Genomic DNA, 15,718 nt, shown 5'->3' on the forward strand with positions numbered 1-15,718 from the left:
CCCGGGCTCGCTACCCCCCCCCCCCCGGGGGGGGGGGGGGGGGGGGGGGGGGGGCGCCCCCCCCCCCCCCCCCCCCCCCCCCCGACGCTCCGTGGTCGGGGGGGTGTCCTCCCCCAGACCACAGGGGAGAGGAATCGGCCGGACCGGCAGCCGGAACCAAGGTCTGGGCCCGGCCCCGGGCGGGCCCCCGGCTCAGCCCGTGGCGAGCAGGACCACCAGGGCGATCGCCCCGGCCGCCGCGGGTGCGATCACCTCGTACGCCCAGCGCACCGTGACCTCGCCCTGGGCGGTGTCGCGGCCCGCGTTCTTCTCGGCGAGCTCACGCAGTTCGGCGACGACCCGGTCGGACCAAGCCCTGGTGGGGACGGAGTCCGACGCGCCCAAGCGCCCCCTCGGGGCAGTGCCCGACTCGGTCGCGGACGCCGCCCGGGCCTGGGCCCGCGCCGCACGCTTGCGGGCCCGCATCGACACCGGCACCGCCCACAGCTGGTACTTCCTGCTCCCGGCGAACAGCTCCGTGGAGTAACCGGAGCGCAGTCCCTCCACCGCGGCCCACGGCACGGTGATCGTCCGGAAGGGGTTGCGCACCCGCAGCCGTTCCTCCCCCGCGAACACCACCGGGCGCAGGCTGAAGGCGACGATCAGCGGCACGACCAGCACCAGCAGCGCCAGAGCAACCCAGGGAGTGCGGCCGTCGCCCCGGACGATCGCGTCGATGCCGAGCCAGAGGGCGATGGCGAGCATGATCACTCCGCCGCCGATACCAGCCGCCGAGCGGTAGGACCGGTCGGCGTACTTCGGCTGCCCCGGTTCGGGCTGCGGGTCGGGGGCGGGGGTCTGCGAGCTCGTCATGAGATCAGATTGTGCCCGACGGGCCGCCGCTGCCTCACGGGGCGGAGGTTGCGTTAGTGCATCGGCGTCAGCGGCTGCCTACGCGTACCCCTTGTCGTCGGCCGAGTCGTAGACCAGCTTGCCCGCGGTGTCATAGCCCTTGATGTGCGGCAGGGCGCTCGCCGCCTTGGTCAGGACGCCGGTCGCGACGAAGTACCCGTGGTCGAGCACCGCCTGCTTCGTGACGCCGCCGTAGGCGACGGTGACCTCGGCGACCCCGGGCTTCACCGTGCCGATGCTGCCCCAGCGGAAGGGGAAGACGTACGGCAGGCCGGGACCGGTGCTGGTGTCCTGCTTGTAGAGCCGGAAGGCGTTGACGTCCGGCTGCACCGGCGCCCCCTCGGGCTCGGCGCCGGCGCTGGTGTTGAGACCCGGCTCGCCGTTCTTCTCGGTGCAAAGCAGCCGGGTGGGCGTGCCGCCGGGCTTTTTGACCGCCACGACATTGATCCCGTCGCCGGGGGAGTTCTCGTCGCCTGTGGCGTTCATGGCCAGGATGACGCGGTAGTCCTCGGCCTTGCCTGCGTCGCCGGCGGGGACGCCCCTGTGCTCATGGGCCTTCTGGGCTGCCAGGCACTTCTCCAGTGCGCTGCTCGCCCGCTCCAGGGTGATGCCGTCCGTCAGCTGCCCAGGTGTGAGCGGCCCCTCCGGGCCGCTCGGCGTCCGGCTCACCCGCGGTGACGCGGCGGAGTGCCGCGGAGCGGTGCTCGCCGTCGACGCGGCGTCGCCGGGCAGCGCGGTCGTGCCGCGCCCCTCCGGCTGGAAGTGCACCGCGAGGGCCGTCCCCGGCAGCGCGGCGAGCACGGCCAGCCCCGCCCCGGCGGCGGCCATGCGGCGTCTGCGGTCCGTCCTGCCCTGCCGCAGGATCGAGGCGACGGGCGCCTCGCCCGCTCGCACCACCTCCGTCTGCTCCTCCAGAAGCTCGCGCAGCACGGCCTCGAACTCCGTGTCCTGCTCCGCCGGGCCGTGCCCCGCGCCGTGTCCTGTGTCCCTCATCGGACTCCTCCGCTCTCCCCGGTCCTCGTGTGCTGTCCGCTGTGCCTCATGACGTCCGCACCCCCACGCCCGCGCCGGCTCCTGCCGTGTGCTCCACCGCAGGGCCCAGCCGGACGCGGAGTTTGGCCAGGCCCTTGGCCGCCTGGCTCTTGACCGTGCCGACCGAGCAACCGAGGGACTCGGCCACCTCGGTCTCCGACAGGTCGTCCCAGTAGCGCAGCACCACCACGGCCCGCTGCCGGCTCGGCAGCTCGCCGAGAGCCGCCAGCAGCACCTGCCGCTGTGCCACCCGCGCCGTGGGATCGGCGCCGACACCGTCCGGCGGCATGTCCACCAGCCGTTCGGGCACCCGTTTCTTGCGGAACCGGTCCTTGTTGCAGGTGATCAGGATCCGGCGCACATAAGCGTCGGGGTTGTCCCTGCGCTGGATCCTGCGCCAGGACCGGTAGGCCTTGGCGAGGGCGGTCTGCGCGAGGTCCTCGGCGTGATGCCTGTCACCCGTGAGCAGATAGGCCGTCCTCACCAGCTGGGCCCATCTGGCGCGGACGTACCCTTGGAACTCCGCCTCGTGGTCTGCGTTCATCGATGACCCCCTTCACCCACCAGACCGCCACTCCTCCGGATTCGGTTGCCCGGGCGGCCCGGCGGGATCAGATGGATGCCTTTCTCCCCGGTGACATTCGCTACGCGCGTAGATATGCTCGTCTGGTGACCATGCCCACCACTGTTCCCGCTCACGGCCCGGACGCCGCGGCGAGGCTGGCGTCGATGTCCGACGTCACGTCCTCCGACGCCGCGCTGCGCCGCTTCCTGCACGGGCTGCCCGGCGTCGACGCGGTCGGCCTCGAGGCCCGCGCCGCAAGCCTCGGCACCCGCTCGATCAAGACCACGGCGAAGGCCTACGCCATCGACCTGGCGATCTCCATGATCGACCTGACCACGCTCGAAGGCGCGGACACCCCGGGCAAGGTCCGGGCGCTGTGCGCCAAGGGCGTCACCCCGGACCCGACCGACCGCACGGCCCCCCAGGTCGCCGCGATCTGCGTCTACCCGGACATGGCCGCGATCGCCAAGGAGTCCCTCGGCTCCTCCGGCGTCCGGGTCGCCTCCGTCGCCACCGCCTTCCCGGCCGGCCGTGCCGCACTGCCCGTCAAGCTCGCCGACACCGCGGACGCGGTGGCCGCCGGGGCCGACGAGGTCGACATGGTCATCGACCGCGGCGCCTTCCTGTCCGGCCGCTACCTGAAGGTCTTCGAGGAGATCAAGGCGGTCAAGGAGGCCTGCCGCCGCGCCGACGGAAGCTCCGCCCGCCTCAAGGTGATCTTCGAGACCGGCGAGCTGGCGACGTACGACAACATCCGCCGCGCCTCCTGGCTCGGCATGCTCGCCGGCGCCGACTTCATCAAGACCTCGACCGGCAAGGTCGCGGTCAACGCGACCCCCGCCAACACCCTGCTGATGCTGGAGGCCGTGCGCGACTTCCGCGCCGCCACCGGCGTCCAGATCGGCGTGAAGCCCGCCGGCGGCATCCGCACCTCCAAGGACGCCATCAAGTTCCTGGTGCTGGTGAACGAGACCGTGGGCGACGAGTGGCTGAGCAACGAGTGGTTCCGCTTCGGCGCGTCCAGCCTGCTCAACGACCTGCTCATGCAGCGCCAGAAGCTGAGCACCGGCCGCTACTCCGGTCCCGACTACGTGACGGTGGACTGAGAACCCATGACCAAGAACACCCAGAAGAACCACGCGCAGCGGTCCGAGCAGCCGAGGCCGGGCTCCGCCTTCGCGTACGCGCCCGCGCCGGAGTCCCGTTCCGTCGTCGACATCGCGCCCTCCTACGGCCTGTTCATCGACGGCGAGTTCGCCGAGGCCGCCGACGGCAGGGTCTTCAAGACCGTCAGCCCGTCCACCGAGGAAGTGCTCTCCGAGGTCGCCCGGGCCGGTGAGGCGGACGTGGACCGCGCCGTGCGGGCCGCCCGCCGCGCCTTCGCCTCGTGGTCGGCGCTGCCCGGCTCCGAGCGGGCCAAGTACCTGTTCCGCATCGCCCGGATCGTCCAGGAACGCTCGCGCGAACTGGCCGTACTGGAGACCCTGGACAACGGCAAGCCGATCAAGGAGACCCGCGACGCCGACCTCCCGCTGGTCGCCGCGCACTTCTTCTACTACGCCGGCTGGGCGGACAAGCTCTCGCACGCCGGCTACGGCCCGAACCCCCGCCCGCTGGGCGTGGCCGGCCAGGTCATCCCGTGGAACTTCCCGCTGCTGATGCTGGCGTGGAAGATCGCCCCGGCGCTGGCCGCCGGCAACACCGTGGTCCTCAAGCCCGCCGAGACCACGCCGCTGTCCGCGCTGTTCTTCGCCGACATCTGCCGCCAGGCGGGTCTGCCCAAGGGCGTCGTCAACATCCTCCCGGGCTACGGTGACGCCGGCGCCGCGCTCGTCGCGCACGAGGACGTCGACAAGGTCGCCTTCACCGGTTCCACCGGGGTCGGCAAGCAGATCGCCCGCAGCGTCGCCGGCACGAAGAAGAAGGTCACGCTGGAACTGGGCGGCAAGGGCGCCAACATCGTCTTCGACGACGCCCCGATCGACCAGGCCGTCGAGGGCATCGTCAACGGCATCTTCTTCAACCAGGGCCAGGTCTGCTGCGCCGGCTCCCGCCTGCTGCTGCAGGAGTCGGTGGCCGACGAGGTGCTGGACGCGCTCAAGCGCCGGCTGTCGACGCTGCGCGTCGGCGACCCGCTGGACAAGAACACCGACGTCGGCGCCATCAACTCCGCCGAGCAGCTGGCACGGATCACCGCGCTCGCCGAGGCCGGGGAGGCCGAGGGCGCCGAGCGCTGGTCCCCCGAGTGCGAACTGCCCTCTTCCGGCTACTGGTTCGCGCCGACGCTGTTCACCGGTGTCACCCAGGCGCACCGCATCGCCCGCGAGGAGATCTTCGGCCCGGTGCTGTCCGTGCTGACCTTCCGCACCCCGGCCGAGGCCGTGGAGAAGGCCAACAACACGCCGTACGGCCTGTCGGCCGGCATCTGGACCGAGAAGGGCTCGCGCATCCTGTCGGTCGCGAACCAGCTCCGCGCGGGTGTGGTGTGGGCCAACACGTTCAACAAGTTCGACCCGACCTCGCCGTTCGGCGGCTACAAGGAGTCCGGCTTCGGCCGCGAGGGCGGCCGGCACGGTCTGGAGGGGTACCTCGATGTCTGACAAGCCCGAGAAGTCCGAGAAGCCGGAGGCAGCGCGGCTGTCCGTCTTCAAGACCTACAAGCTGTTCGTCGGGGGCAAGTTCCCCCGCAGCGAGAGCGGGCGGGTGTACGAGGTGACCGACTCCAAGGGCGGCTGGCTCGCCAACGCGCCGCAGTCCTCCCGCAAGGACGCCCGTGACGCGGTCTCCGCCGCCCGCAAGGCCGTCGCCGGCTGGTCCGGCGCGACCGCGTACAACCGGGGCCAGGTGCTCTACCGCGTCGCGGAGATGCTGGAGGGCCGCCGGGACCAGTTCGTGCGCGAGGTCGCCGAGGCCGAGGGGCTGTCGAAGTCGAAGGCGGCCGCCGTCGTGGACGCCGCGATCGACCGCTGGGTCTGGTACGCGGGGTGGACCGACAAGATCGCCCAGGTCGTCGGCGGCGCCAACCCCGTGGCGGGGCCGTACTTCAACCTCTCCAGCCCCGAGCCCACCGGTGTCGTGGCGGTCCTCGCGCCGCAGGAGTCGTCCTTCCTCGGCCTGGTGTCGGTGATCGCCCCGGTGATCGCCACCGGCAACACGGCGGTCGTCGTCACGAGCGAGAAGGCCCCGCTGCCCGCGCTGTCGCTGGGCGAGGTGCTGGCCACCTCGGACGTGCCCGGCGGTGTGGTCAACCTGCTGTCCGGCCGGACGTCCGAGATCGCCCCGACGCTCGCCGCGCACCAGGACGTCAACGCCATCGACCTCGCGGGCGCGGCGCACGACGCCGATCTGGCCCGGGAGCTGGAGGTGGCCGCCGCGGACAACCTCAAGCGGGTGCTGCGTCCACAGGCTGTGGACTGGGCGGCCGAGCCCGGCACGGAGCGCATGACCGCGTTCCTGGAGACGAAGACCGTGTGGCACCCGGCGGGTGCGGGCGCGGGCTCCGGCTCCGCCTACTGACCCGGACTCCCCGGCGGCCCGTTCCGCCGCCGGGGAGCCTTCTCGACGGCGGGGCGAGCCGCCGTGTCCCCGGTGTCGTCCGTCGTCGTGCCCGCCGATGAGCAAGCGAGGCGTTCGTACGCCGTCCGGCAGGTCGAGCGGCGCTCATCGGCGCGGGGACGGACCGGGTGTGTGCGGCATCACGCAGGCGAGTTCGCCGGGCGCGCTCTTCAGCAGCGTCACGTCGGCGTGACAGGTGCCGGGACCGGGACTGCTTCCGGCCGCCACCGGCCGTTGTACGCCGTCATGCGCCAGTGGTGGCCCCGTCCGGGGACCGCTCGACGCTCGTCCGTGCACCCGGTGCGGGTCCGCGGCCCTTCCGTGCCGCCGCCACCTGTCGCGCGGACCGCCGCGCGGCGGATCCCGGCGTGCATGAGGGACGACGCGGCAAGGCGCCCCGCCCGGCCCGGAAGTCACCGGCCGGAGCGGGGCGAGGCGGAAACGACGGTCAGTGGCCCTGGAGCGTGCGCACCAGGCCGCCCACGAGCGGCAGGTCGGCGACCGAGCGGCTGTCGGCGACCGGCTTGGTGAGCATGGCGGTGGAGACCGGCTTGAAGTCGCTGATCTGCGAACCCACCGCGTTGTCCAGGGGGTTGACGCTGGTGCGCGCCAGCGGGTTGACCGGCAGGTAGTTGATGGTGCCGACGACGGCCGACGCGGTCTCCTTGGCGGACTTGTCGGTGCTGCCCTGCCCGTCGGGCTGCGCCGCGCCCGCCTGCGCCGCCCCGGCCACCGCGAGGGCGGCGACGGACGACACCGCGAGGGCTGCGGTGCGGAGAAGGGTACGGGAGAGCTGCGCCATGAAGGTCCACCTGCCTGGTCACTGAACCGGTGCCGGGCCGGAGACCGGGGCCGGTCGCGGGCCGGCGGCCGTCTCCGTACGCGACGATGTCGCCACGTACGGTATTCGGTTGAACATCACGCGTCCAAAACATGTCCCCGAGGGTCACCCCAAAGGCGGAATGCCCCACACTGGTGTTCCGTGAGCTCCCACCTCGTCGCCCGCGTGATCCTGCTGACCGGCCCCTCCGGGTCCGGCAAGTCCTCGCTCGCCGCCCGCACCGGGCTGCCGATCCTCCGCCTGGACGACTTCTACAAGGAGGGCGGCGACCCGACCCTCCCCGCGCTGCCGAGCGGCATCGGCACCGACTGGGACTCACCGGCGTCCTGGAAGGCGGACGCCGCCCTCGCCGCCGTCGCCGAACTGTGCGCGACCGGGCGGACCGACGTCCCCGAGTACGACCTCTCGTCCAGCTCCGTCACCGGCAGCACGGCCGTGCGGCTCGACGGGGCACCGCTGTTCATCGCCGAGGGCATCTTCGCCGCCGACATCGCCGCGCGGTGCGCCGGCCTCGGGCTGCTCGCCGACGCCCTGTGCCTGAGCCGGGGCGCGGTCACCACCGCCCGCCGCCGCTTCGTGCGGGACCTGCGCGAGGGCCGCAAGTCGGTGCCCTTCCTGCTGCGCCGCGGCTGGAACCTGATGCGGGCCGAACGGCACATCGTGGCCCGGCACTCGGCGCTCGGGGCCCATGTGTGCGACCGGGACGAGGCACTGGAACGGATCACCGGTGCTCGTTACGAACCGATTCCCGTCCGGGTCTGAACGATTCGGCTCGCACTCCCGTAAGACATGAACGAGGGAGCGGTGCGCACGGACCCCCCGCCGTACGCGACCGCTCCCTCTCCCCCCTCCCCCCGCTGTGGAGCCCCCGCTCCCCCGATCCCCCCGGGGCTCCGCGGCGTCAGGCCACCAGCTCGCCGAACGCCCCTTCCTCGTCGACGCCCGCGCTGAGCGTCTGGTCCTCACGCAGCCGGCGCAACGAGCGCCAGATGCTGCTCTTCACCGTGCCGACGCTGATGCCGAGGATGCCGGCGATCTCCGGGTCGGTGCGGCCCTCGTAGTAGCGGAGCACCAGCATCGTGCGCTGGGTCTCCGGCAGCTTGGCGAGCGCCTGCCAGAGCACGGCGCGCAGCTCGGTGCCGCGCATCTCGTCGCAGTCGCCCACCGTCTCCGGCAGCTCCTCGGTCGGGTACTCGTTGAGCTTGCGGCGCCGCCAGGCACTGATGTGCAGATTGGTCATCGTGCGGCGGAGGTAGCCCCCGACCGCCGCCTTGTCGCTGATCCGGTCCCAGGCCCGGTAGGTGGAGAACAGCGCGCTCTGCAGCAGGTCCTCCGCCTCGAACCGGTCACCGGTCAGGTGGTACGCGGTCGCGTACAGAGAGGCCCGGCGCTCCTGGACGTAGGCGGTGAAGTCCGCCTCCGCCGAGGTCCGCCGCTCCTCCTCGCCGCCCGTGGCCGGGCCGGCGAGGTCCCCCGAGGCCCCCGTGGCCTCTCCGTACGCGACACCCCCGTGTCCCCCGTGACCGCCCTCGATCGCCGTGAAGAACGGCGGCCGGTTGCGGATCACCCCACGTCCGGTGCCACGAGCGCACCCCCGCCCGCCCGTGGCACCGGACTTCTCCACGCCCCGGGCCGCGGTGTGCACCGCGGCGGCCGGGCGAAGCTCCTCGTTGCGGACGGGCTGGTGGGAGACGAGCGGGAGCGGCTGAAGTACTGCCGTCGTCGTGCTGTGCAGTGCGTTCATTTCGCGCCCCCGTGGGTGGAGCCTGCCTGGTGTCTGTCTCGGTCCGGCGGGGGCTTCGCCCAGGGACGCCCTCGCCGTGACCAATAGACTGCCGGGCCAGTTTCATGACGCTGTCCGCCGAGTGTCACAGGCCCGTCACAGACGCCACAGGTACCTTCCGCGGCCGTCCTTGGTGGAGAATGCGGGCGTGCCTTTCCTGTTGCTGATCGAGGACGACGACGCCATCCGAGCGAGCCTCGAACTCGCCCTGTCGCGCCAAGGCCACCGAGTGGTGGCCGCGGCGACGGGCGAGGACGGGCTGAAGCTGCTGCGCGAGCAGCGGCCGGACCTGATCGTGCTGGACGTCATGCTGCCCGGGATCGACGGTTTCGAGGTGTGCCGGCGGATCCGGCGCACCGACCAACTGCCGATCATCCTGCTGACCGCGCGGAGCGACGACATCGACGTCGTCGTGGGCCTGGAGTCCGGTGCGGACGACTACGTCCTCAAACCGATCCAGCCGCGCGTGCTGGACGCCCGCATCCGCGCGGTGCTGCGCCGCGGCGAGCGGGACAGCTCCGACTCGGCGGCCTTCGGCAGCATCGTGATCGACCGCTCCGCGATGACCGTCACGAAGAACGGCGAGGACCTGCAGCTGACCCCCACCGAACTGCGCCTGCTGCTGGAGCTCAGCCGCCGGCCAGGGCAGGCGCTGTCCCGGCAGCAACTGCTGCGCCTGGTCTGGGAGCACGACTACCTCGGTGACTCCCGCCTGGTCGACGCCTGCGTGCAGCGGCTGCGCGCCAAGATCGAGGACGTGCCGTCGTCACCCACTCTGATCCGTACCGTCAGAGGCGTCGGATACCGCCTGGACGCACCGGCGTGAACCCAGGGCATCACGAGTACGCCGCCGAGGACGAGGCCGCGGACCAGCGGCTGAACGGCTGGCGATCACGACTGCTGCGGCTCACGAGCCTGCGGCTGCGCCTGGTGGTGGTCTTCGCCGCCGTGGCGCTGGCCGCCGCCGTGTCCGCCTCCGGCATCGCGTACTGGCTCAACCGCGACGCCGTGCTCACCCGCGCCCAGAACGCGGCGCTGAACGACTTCCGTGCGTCGATGACGCGCAACGCCGGATCGCTGCCGCGCCATCCGTCCTGCGACAAACTGGCCGACGCGACGCGCAGCATCGGCGCGAGCACCCAGAACTACCAGGTGATCCTCATCGGCACCGGGCCGGACGGCGAGCACTGCGCGACCAAGTCGAGCAGCGACGGACTCTCGCTGGACGCGGTGCCGCAGTCGCTGCGCAAGGCCGTCGAGAAGCGCAACCCCAAGCAGGGCGACCCCGCCGAGTACCACCTGTACTGGCAGCGGATCACCCGCGGCGGCCAGCCCTACCTGGTGGGCGGCGCCAAGGTGATCGGGGGCGGCCCGACCGGCTACATGTTCAAGTCGCTGGAGGCCGAGCGCAAGGACCTCAACTCGCTGGCCTGGTCGCTGGGCATCGCCACCGCGCTCGCCCTGATCGGCGCCGCACTGCTGGCGCAGGCCGCCGCCTCCACCGTGCTGCGGCCCGTGGCCCGGCTCGGCGACGCGGCGCGGCGGCTCGGCGAGGGCAAGCTCGACACACGGCTGCGCGTCACCGGCACCGACGAACTCGCCGAGCTGTCGCGGACGTTCAACCGCACCGCCGAGCGCCTGGAGCGGCGCGTGGACGAGCTCAGCCAGCGCGAGGCGGCCAGCCGCCGCTTCGTCGCCGACATGTCGCACGAGCTGCGCACCCCGCTGACCGCGATCACCGCCGTGACCGAGGTGCTGGAGGACGAGGCCGACTCCCTCGACCCGATGATCGCCCCGGCGGTGCGGCTGGTGGTGAGCGAGACCAAGCGGCTGGGCGAACTGGTGGAGAACCTGATGGAGGTCACCCGCTTCGACGCGGGCACCGCCCGGCTCGTCGAGGACGCGGTGGACGTCTCCGACATGGTGACCGCGTGCATGGACACCCGTGCCTGGCTGGACGCGGTCGACCTCGACGCGCCGCGCGGCATCATCGCGCGGCTCGACCCGCGCCGCCTGGACGTCATCCTGGCCAACCTGATCGGCAACGCCCTCAAGCACGGCGGCTCGCCGGTCCGGGTCAAGGTGCGGCAGGACGGCGAGGAACTGGTCGTCGAGGTCGCCGACAACGGTCCCGGCATCCCCGAGGACGTCCTGCCGCACGTCTTCGACCGGTTCTTCAAGGCCGACGCCTCCCGCGCCCGTTCCGAGGGCAGCGGTCTGGGGTTGTCGATCGCGCTGGAGAACGCGCACATCCACGGCGGCGGCATCACCGCGGCCAACGCCCCCGGTGGGGGCGCGGTCTTCACCCTGCGGCTGCCGATGGGCGGTGGGGACGATCTCACCCCGGAGCCCGAGGAAGGGAACGTGAGCACGTGACGCAGCCGCCCCGGGGCACCGCCCCGTACCCCGCGGTGCCGGGCTCCTCCCGGCGGTGGCGCGCCCCGCTCCTCGCCCTGGTGTGCGCGGCGCTGGCGGCCGGCTGCGGCATCCGCACGACCTCCGTACCGGTGGACGCGGGACCGGCGCCGTCGCGGGTGTCGTGCGCGGTACCGGACGACACCCGGGCGACGGCGGCGGCCTCCGCCACCGCGACTGCCAACGCCACTGCCACTGCGACTGCCTCCGGCCTCGCCTCCGCAGCCGCCTCCGCGACGGCGGCGCCCTCCGCCGCGCAGTCCGTCGCCACCGTGTACCTGGTGTGCAGTTCGCAGGTCGCCGACGTGCACCGCTCCGTCGCCCTCGCCGGGCTGACCCGGCTCGGCACCGCGGTGGCGCTGCTGCGGGAACTCCAGCAACGGCTCGGGATGGCCGAGGCGTCGGCCGGCTTCGGCACCGCCGTGCAGGGCGACCTCGCCGTGGAGGGACCGCGTGCCGGCGATCCCCGGGGCACCTTGCGGCTGAGCGCGCCGCTGTCGGAGCTGCCGCCGTTCGCGCTCGCGCAGTTGGTGTGCACCTACGCGGGCAACCCCACGCTGTCCTCCGACGGCTCGGTGGTGCTGGGCGGTTCGGACGGCGCACAGGTGCGTCGTTTCACCTGCACCAGCGACCTGCGCACCGACCCCGGGGCCGCCGAAACCGCTGGAACCGCCGTGAAGTGACGGACGTCCTTCCATTCGTGCGGCGCAACGGCTCTCTCCCGAAAGTGCGCGCGGTGGGCCTGATACTCGCCGCGGTTCATCTGACCCTGGTGGGATGGCTGCTGTTGCGACCGCAGTACGTCGCCTGGGTCGACGCGCCGAACCTGCGCCCCCTGGCGACGATCCGCACCGACCTCGCCCTGCCGCCCCTGGCGGCGGCCCGCGCGCTGGGTGCCGGACTGGTGCTACTGGCCCCGCTGGGGGTGCTGCTGCCCATGGCCGGGGGGCGGGCACAGGTCTCCGCCGCGGGCTCGTTCGCGCGGACGGTGTTCGCCGGGCTGATGATCTCACTGACCCTGGAGTTCATGCAGACCGGCGTGCCGGGTCAGATCTTCGACGTGGACGCCCTGCTGCTCAACACCGCGGGCGTCGCGCTGACCCATCTCGCGGTCGTGCCGGCCGCGCGTGCCTGGCTGCGGCGGCGCGGTGCGCGGGTCACCGCCCCGGGCCCCGCCGGCTCTCGGGGCCGGACCCCGAGGATTTCCAGGGTCGGGGTCGCCCCGTAGAGCGATGATTCGCGGTGGTATGCGCTCGTACGGTGATGTCATCGGCCGGAGGGACCGGCCTGGAACTCCCGAAGGAGCACCCGCCATGTCGTCTCTGGTCCGCCCGCGTCACGGCCGGATGATCGCCGGGGTCTGCGCCGGGCTCGCCGACCGGTTCGGCACCTCGCACACCACGATGCGCGTGATCTTCCTGCTCTCCTGCCTGCTGCCCGGCCCGCAGTTCCTGCTCTACCTGGCGCTGTGGATCGTGCTGCCCGCCGAGGGGCGCACCGCGGCCGCGCTGTAGCCGCCGGCGCCACGACGCGCGAGGGCCGCACCCCATCGGGGGTGCGACCCTCGCGCACGGACGGGTTCAGCCACCGATGGGCAGGCCCTGCAGCGGAAGCTGGCCGAGCTGCCCCCCGATCGGGAGCTTGCCGAGGGGCAGGCCGCCGAGCAGCGTGTTCAGCGCGACGGGGGTGTTCTGCGCACCGGGGACGACGTTGCCCGCCTTGGGCAGGTTGCCGGCGAGCGAGTCGAGCGGGACCGCCTGAGCCACCTGGTTGACCGGCAGAGAGGTGGCCGGCAGGTTCGGCACCTGGGGCAGGCCCATGTCGGTCGTCGCCGGGGCGGCGGATGCGGCGCCCGCGGCGGCACCGACGAAGGCCACGCCCAGCGCGGCGGCACCGAGAGTCTTGACGGTTCCGGTCTTCATGGTTGCGATCCTCGTGATGGGGGAGATGGAGCGTCCGCCGCGCCGGCACACGGGCCGTAGCCGCGGGAATCCGGAACGTAGCGATGCGGGGCACCGCGGCGCAAGCGGACGCGCACGGCCGCGCGGCGCGCCGTCCCCGCCCCGGCGCACCCTGGCCCGCCCCGCGGTTCACTCCCGCCCCGGACGCGGAACCGCTGGCCGAGGGCGGTGTGGCGGACGTCCGGCGGAACAGCCGCTCGTCCTTCGGCTCGGCCCACCGGGGCTCGACGACGTCGTTGATCATGGCCAACCGTTCATCGAAAGGGATGAACGCCGGTTTCATCGCGTTGACGAGCCGCCACTCCCACGGGCCCGGGCCCCGTGGACCGGGGGCGGTCGTGCGGCACGTCCGTCGGCCACGCGCAGCGGTGCCGTATCCGGGGCCCGTTCTATGCGCGTAGGAGTTAGAGTGCGGAAATGACGAGCCAGAGCGTGGTCCCGAGTTCTGAGCAGATCCGGCGCGCGCCGAAGGTGCTGCTTCATGACCATCTGGACGGCGGTCTGCGGCCGGACACGGTCGTCGACCTGGCCCGTGCGTCGGGCTACGAGGGGCTGCCGGAGTGGGACCCCGGCAAGCTCGGGGCGTGGTTCCGCGAGGCGGCCGATTCGGGGTCGCTGGAGCGGTATCTGGAGACGTTCTCGCACACGGTCGGCGTGATGCAGACGCGCGAGGCCCTGGTGCGGGTCGCCGCGGAGTGCGCCGAGGACCTCGCCGCCGACGGCGTGGTGTACGCGGAGGTGCGGTTCGCGCCGGAACTGCACGTCGAGCGAGGTCTGGGCCTGGAGGAGGTCGTCGAGGCCGTCAACGAGGGCTTCCGGGAGGGCGAGCGGCGCGCCCGTGAGGAGGGCCGGCGCATTCGGGTGGGGGCGCTGCTGACGGCGATGCGCCATGCGGCGCGGTCGCAGGAGATCGCGGAGCTGGCGATCCGTTACCGCGACGCGGGCGTGGTCGGCTTCGACATCGCGGGCGCGGAGGCCGGTTTCCCGCCCACCCGCCACCTGGACGCCTTCGAGTACCTGAAGCGGGAGAACTTCCACTTCACCATCCACGCCGGCGAGGGGTTCGGCCTGCCGTCGATCTGGCAGGCGCTCCAGTGGTGCGGCGCGGACCGGCTGGGGCACGGTGTCCGCATCATCGACGACATCGAGGTGGCCGGGGACGGGTCGGTGAAGCTGGGCCGGCTGGCGTCGTACGTGCGGGACAAGCGCATCCCGCTGGAGATGTGCCCGACCTCGAACCTCCAGACCGGGGCGGCCTCGTCGTACGAGGAGCATCCGATCGGGCTGCTGCGCCGGCTGCGGTTCCGGGTGACGGTGAACACCGACAACCGGCTGATGAGCGGGACGAGCATGAGCCGGGAGTTCGAGCACCTGGCGGAGGCGTTCGGGTACACGCTGCGGGACTTCGAGTGGTTCTCGATCAACGCGCTCAAGTCGGCGTTCATCCCGTTCGACGAGCGGCTGGCGCTGATCGACGAGGTGATCAAGCCGGGGTACTCGGCGCTGCGCAGTGAGTGGCTGTTCCAGGGGTGAGGCGCCGGCGGGGGCCGGCGCGCGACCCGCTGCGGCAAGGCCGCCCGCACCCCCGGTGATCGCGGTGGCGCCGGCCAGGAACGGGTGAGTCCCTGACCGGCTCCCCGGTGGACCGACGCCGCGGACCCGGCGGCGGGCTACTCGCAGGCGACTCCGTCGCCGTCACGGTCGAGGCCGCCGGACGGCCGCCCCCTTCGAGGAGCGGTCGGCCTCGCGCGGCCGTACGCGCGTGGAGCCCGTGGATGATGCCGAATATTGACCTCCCGGCCAGGTCGTGCACACCTTCCCGTCTGCCATGGTTACGCCATGGCTTCGCAAGCTTTACCGGTGCGTGGTGCGCGGTTGGGAAAGAGAGTCACTCCGGGGCTGACCCCGGCGGCACGGCGGCAATCGGACGAGACCGTCCGGGCCGCCGTACTCGTGCTGCCCGGGGGCAGCGCGCTGAGCACGCGCCGGCGTTCGCCGGTGGCGGCCGCCGCCATGGTGCCCCTGGCCCGGCGGCTGGTGCGGGCGGCCGGCCGGGGCGAGGGCCTGGCCGTGCACGTCGTGCACTACCGCTTCCGCGGCTGGAACGGCGGTCACGCGCACCCCGCGCAGGACGCCCAGTGGGCCGTGGACGAGGTCGTGCAGCGGTACGGCGACGTGCCGGTGGCCCTGGTCGGCATGGACATGGGCGGCCGCGCCGCGCTGCGGGCGGCCGGCCACCCGGCCGTCAACTCCGTGGTGGCGATAGCCCCGTGGCTGCCCGACGCCCTGGAGCCCGATCCGGTCAAGCAGTTGATCGGCCGCCACGTGATGCTCGTGCACGGCACGAACGACCACTCCACCCATCCCGACCTGTCCTACCGGCTCGCCGAGCGCGCGAAGAAGGTCAACCGGGACGTGTGCCGCTTCGAGGTGCACTCCGACGGCCATCAGCTGACCGAGCACCGCCTCGAAGTCTCCGCGCTGGCCGCCGACTTCGTCCTCGGGACCCTGCTGGGACGTTCCTTCGCCCGCCCGGTCGCCGACGCCCTCGCCGCGCCTCCCCCGCTCGGTCTGCGCATGCCGCTGGCGGCGGGTTTCGGCCGCGCTCCACTGCGCTGACGCCCTCCGGCACCAAGAGCTGTCCCGGCGTTCGCCTGCGCGCCGCACGGCCGTAC

General features: G+C 72.8%; 18 protein-coding genes. 11 read left to right on the forward strand and 7 right to left on the reverse strand.

The window, feature by feature from the left end:
• Window positions 1-192: 192 nt before the first annotated feature.
• The 3 genes from ACIP98_RS26355 to ACIP98_RS26365 all read right to left on the reverse strand — a co-directional run bounded on the left by ACIP98_RS26355 (window position 193) and on the right by ACIP98_RS26365 (window position 2,467).
• Window positions 193-852 carry a PH domain-containing protein gene (locus ACIP98_RS26355; protein WP_319658671.1) on the reverse strand — a complete coding sequence of 220 codons (660 nt, stop codon included), beginning with the start codon at window positions 850-852 and terminating at the stop codon, window positions 193-195.
• Window positions 853-930: 78 nt separating this feature from the next.
• Entirely contained in the window at window positions 931-1,884 is a 954-nt protein-coding gene (locus ACIP98_RS26360; RefSeq protein ID WP_401978238.1) for a hypothetical protein, read from the reverse strand.
• Window positions 1,885-1,930: 46 nt separating this feature from the next.
• A complete protein-coding gene (locus ACIP98_RS26365) occupies window positions 1,931-2,467 on the reverse strand; it encodes a SigE family RNA polymerase sigma factor (RefSeq protein ID WP_319658669.1) in 537 nt (178 codons plus the stop codon).
• A gap of 131 nt (window positions 2,468-2,598) precedes the next feature.
• Between ACIP98_RS26365 and deoC the strand changes: the two genes are divergently transcribed.
• From deoC to ACIP98_RS26380, 3 genes are read left to right on the forward strand one after another with little or no spacing between them, the layout of a single operon-like run.
• Window positions 2,599-3,594 carry a deoxyribose-phosphate aldolase gene (deoC, locus tag ACIP98_RS26370; protein ID WP_319658820.1) on the forward strand — a complete coding sequence of 332 codons (996 nt, stop codon included), beginning with the start codon at window positions 2,599-2,601 and terminating at the stop codon, window positions 3,592-3,594.
• Window positions 3,595-3,600: 6 nt separating this feature from the next.
• Window positions 3,601-5,088, forward strand: a complete 1,488-nt coding sequence (locus ACIP98_RS26375; RefSeq protein ID WP_319658667.1) for an aldehyde dehydrogenase family protein — start codon at window positions 3,601-3,603, stop codon at window positions 5,086-5,088.
• Window positions 5,081-6,004, forward strand: coding sequence for an aldehyde dehydrogenase family protein (locus ACIP98_RS26380; RefSeq protein ID WP_319658666.1), 924 nt, complete (start codon window positions 5,081-5,083; stop codon window positions 6,002-6,004). The genes ACIP98_RS26375 and ACIP98_RS26380 overlap by 8 nt, the downstream gene beginning before the upstream one ends.
• A gap of 487 nt (window positions 6,005-6,491) precedes the next feature.
• Here the strand turns inward: ACIP98_RS26380 and ACIP98_RS26385 are convergent, their stop codons facing one another.
• Window positions 6,492-6,845, reverse strand: a complete 354-nt coding sequence (locus tag ACIP98_RS26385) for a hypothetical protein (protein ID WP_319658665.1) — start codon at window positions 6,843-6,845, stop codon at window positions 6,492-6,494.
• A gap of 180 nt (window positions 6,846-7,025) precedes the next feature.
• On the opposite strand from ACIP98_RS26385, the gene ACIP98_RS26390 reads away from it, so the two are divergent.
• The gene (locus ACIP98_RS26390; protein WP_401978241.1) at window positions 7,026-7,646 is read left to right on the forward strand and encodes an ATP-binding protein; all 621 of its coding nucleotides are present in this window, start codon (window positions 7,026-7,028) and stop codon (window positions 7,644-7,646) included.
• 139 nt (window positions 7,647-7,785) lie between these two features.
• Here ACIP98_RS26390 and ACIP98_RS26395 read toward each other — a convergent pair whose 3' ends face one another.
• Window positions 7,786-8,628, reverse strand: a complete 843-nt coding sequence (locus ACIP98_RS26395; RefSeq protein WP_319658663.1) for a SigE family RNA polymerase sigma factor — start codon at window positions 8,626-8,628, stop codon at window positions 7,786-7,788.
• A 187-nt stretch (window positions 8,629-8,815) separates the two neighbouring features.
• On the opposite strand from ACIP98_RS26395, the gene ACIP98_RS26400 reads away from it, so the two are divergent.
• The 5 genes from ACIP98_RS26400 to ACIP98_RS26420 all read left to right on the forward strand — a co-directional run bounded on the left by ACIP98_RS26400 (window position 8,816) and on the right by ACIP98_RS26420 (window position 12,596).
• Window positions 8,816-9,493: a response regulator transcription factor gene (locus ACIP98_RS26400; RefSeq protein ID WP_319658662.1), complete on the forward strand. Its 678-nt coding sequence runs from the start codon at window positions 8,816-8,818 to the stop codon at window positions 9,491-9,493.
• A gap of 74 nt (window positions 9,494-9,567) precedes the next feature.
• Window positions 9,568-11,043 (forward strand): ATP-binding protein, encoded by a 1,476-nt coding sequence (locus tag ACIP98_RS26405; protein ID WP_401978352.1) that lies wholly within the window; start codon window positions 9,568-9,570, stop codon window positions 11,041-11,043.
• Window positions 11,040-11,765, forward strand: a complete 726-nt coding sequence (locus ACIP98_RS26410; protein WP_401978243.1) for a hypothetical protein — start codon at window positions 11,040-11,042, stop codon at window positions 11,763-11,765. Before ACIP98_RS26405 ends, ACIP98_RS26410 begins: the two co-directional genes overlap by 4 nt.
• Window positions 11,766-11,818: 53 nt before the next feature.
• The gene (locus ACIP98_RS26415) at window positions 11,819-12,310 is read left to right on the forward strand and encodes a VanZ family protein (protein ID WP_319658660.1); all 492 of its coding nucleotides are present in this window, start codon (window positions 11,819-11,821) and stop codon (window positions 12,308-12,310) included.
• 85 nt (window positions 12,311-12,395) lie between these two features.
• On the forward strand, window positions 12,396-12,596 hold the full coding sequence (locus tag ACIP98_RS26420; protein WP_319658659.1) for a PspC domain-containing protein: 201 nt from the start codon (window positions 12,396-12,398) through the stop codon (window positions 12,594-12,596).
• A 66-nt stretch (window positions 12,597-12,662) separates the two neighbouring features.
• Here ACIP98_RS26420 and ACIP98_RS26425 read toward each other — a convergent pair whose 3' ends face one another.
• A complete protein-coding gene (locus ACIP98_RS26425) occupies window positions 12,663-13,004 on the reverse strand; it encodes a hypothetical protein (protein WP_319658658.1) in 342 nt (113 codons plus the stop codon).
• Window positions 13,005-13,460: 456 nt separating this feature from the next.
• Here ACIP98_RS26425 and ACIP98_RS26430 point away from each other — a divergent pair, with 456 nt between their 5' ends.
• Window positions 13,461-14,576 (forward strand): adenosine deaminase, encoded by a 1,116-nt coding sequence (locus ACIP98_RS26430; protein WP_401978246.1) that lies wholly within the window; start codon window positions 13,461-13,463, stop codon window positions 14,574-14,576.
• 137 nt (window positions 14,577-14,713) lie between these two features.
• On the opposite strand, the gene ACIP98_RS26435 is transcribed toward ACIP98_RS26430, so the two are convergent.
• Complete coding sequence (locus ACIP98_RS26435; protein ID WP_401978353.1) at window positions 14,714-14,830, reverse strand: excalibur calcium-binding domain-containing protein; 117 nt, start codon at window positions 14,828-14,830, stop codon at window positions 14,714-14,716.
• Window positions 14,831-14,882: 52 nt separating this feature from the next.
• On the opposite strand from ACIP98_RS26435, the gene ACIP98_RS26440 reads away from it, so the two are divergent.
• The gene (locus ACIP98_RS26440) at window positions 14,883-15,662 is read left to right on the forward strand and encodes an alpha/beta hydrolase (protein ID WP_401978248.1); all 780 of its coding nucleotides are present in this window, start codon (window positions 14,883-14,885) and stop codon (window positions 15,660-15,662) included.
• Window positions 15,663-15,718 lie beyond the last annotated feature (56 nt).

Origin of the sequence: Streptomyces sp. NPDC088354, from assembly GCF_044753585.1 — a bacterium.
Classification (GTDB): Bacteria; Actinomycetota; Actinomycetes; order Streptomycetales; family Streptomycetaceae; genus Actinacidiphila.

Excerpts from the sequence above, each read along its gene's own strand:
- ACIP98_RS26355 (WP_319658671.1), bottom strand. The coding sequence starts at position 852 with ATGACGAGCTCGCAGACCCCCGCCCCCGACCCGCAGCCCGAACCGGGG.
- ACIP98_RS26360 (WP_401978238.1), bottom strand. The coding sequence starts at position 1,884 with ATGAGGGACACAGGACACGGCGCGGGGCACGGCCCGGCGGAGCAGGAC.
- ACIP98_RS26365 (WP_319658669.1), bottom strand. The coding sequence starts at position 2,467 with ATGAACGCAGACCACGAGGCGGAGTTCCAAGGGTACGTCCGCGCCAGA.
- deoC (WP_319658820.1), top strand. The coding sequence starts at position 2,599 with ATGCCCACCACTGTTCCCGCTCACGGCCCGGACGCCGCGGCGAGGCTG.
- ACIP98_RS26375 (WP_319658667.1), top strand. The coding sequence starts at position 3,601 with ATGACCAAGAACACCCAGAAGAACCACGCGCAGCGGTCCGAGCAGCCG.
- ACIP98_RS26380 (WP_319658666.1), top strand. The coding sequence starts at position 5,081 with ATGTCTGACAAGCCCGAGAAGTCCGAGAAGCCGGAGGCAGCGCGGCTG.
- ACIP98_RS26385 (WP_319658665.1), bottom strand. The coding sequence starts at position 6,845 with ATGGCGCAGCTCTCCCGTACCCTTCTCCGCACCGCAGCCCTCGCGGTG.
- ACIP98_RS26395 (WP_319658663.1), bottom strand. The coding sequence starts at position 8,628 with ATGAACGCACTGCACAGCACGACGACGGCAGTACTTCAGCCGCTCCCG.
- ACIP98_RS26420 (WP_319658659.1), top strand. The coding sequence starts at position 12,396 with ATGTCGTCTCTGGTCCGCCCGCGTCACGGCCGGATGATCGCCGGGGTC.
- ACIP98_RS26425 (WP_319658658.1), bottom strand. The coding sequence starts at position 13,004 with ATGAAGACCGGAACCGTCAAGACTCTCGGTGCCGCCGCGCTGGGCGTG.
- ACIP98_RS26430 (WP_401978246.1), top strand. The coding sequence starts at position 13,461 with ATGACGAGCCAGAGCGTGGTCCCGAGTTCTGAGCAGATCCGGCGCGCG.
- ACIP98_RS26440 (WP_401978248.1), top strand. The coding sequence starts at position 14,883 with ATGGCTTCGCAAGCTTTACCGGTGCGTGGTGCGCGGTTGGGAAAGAGA.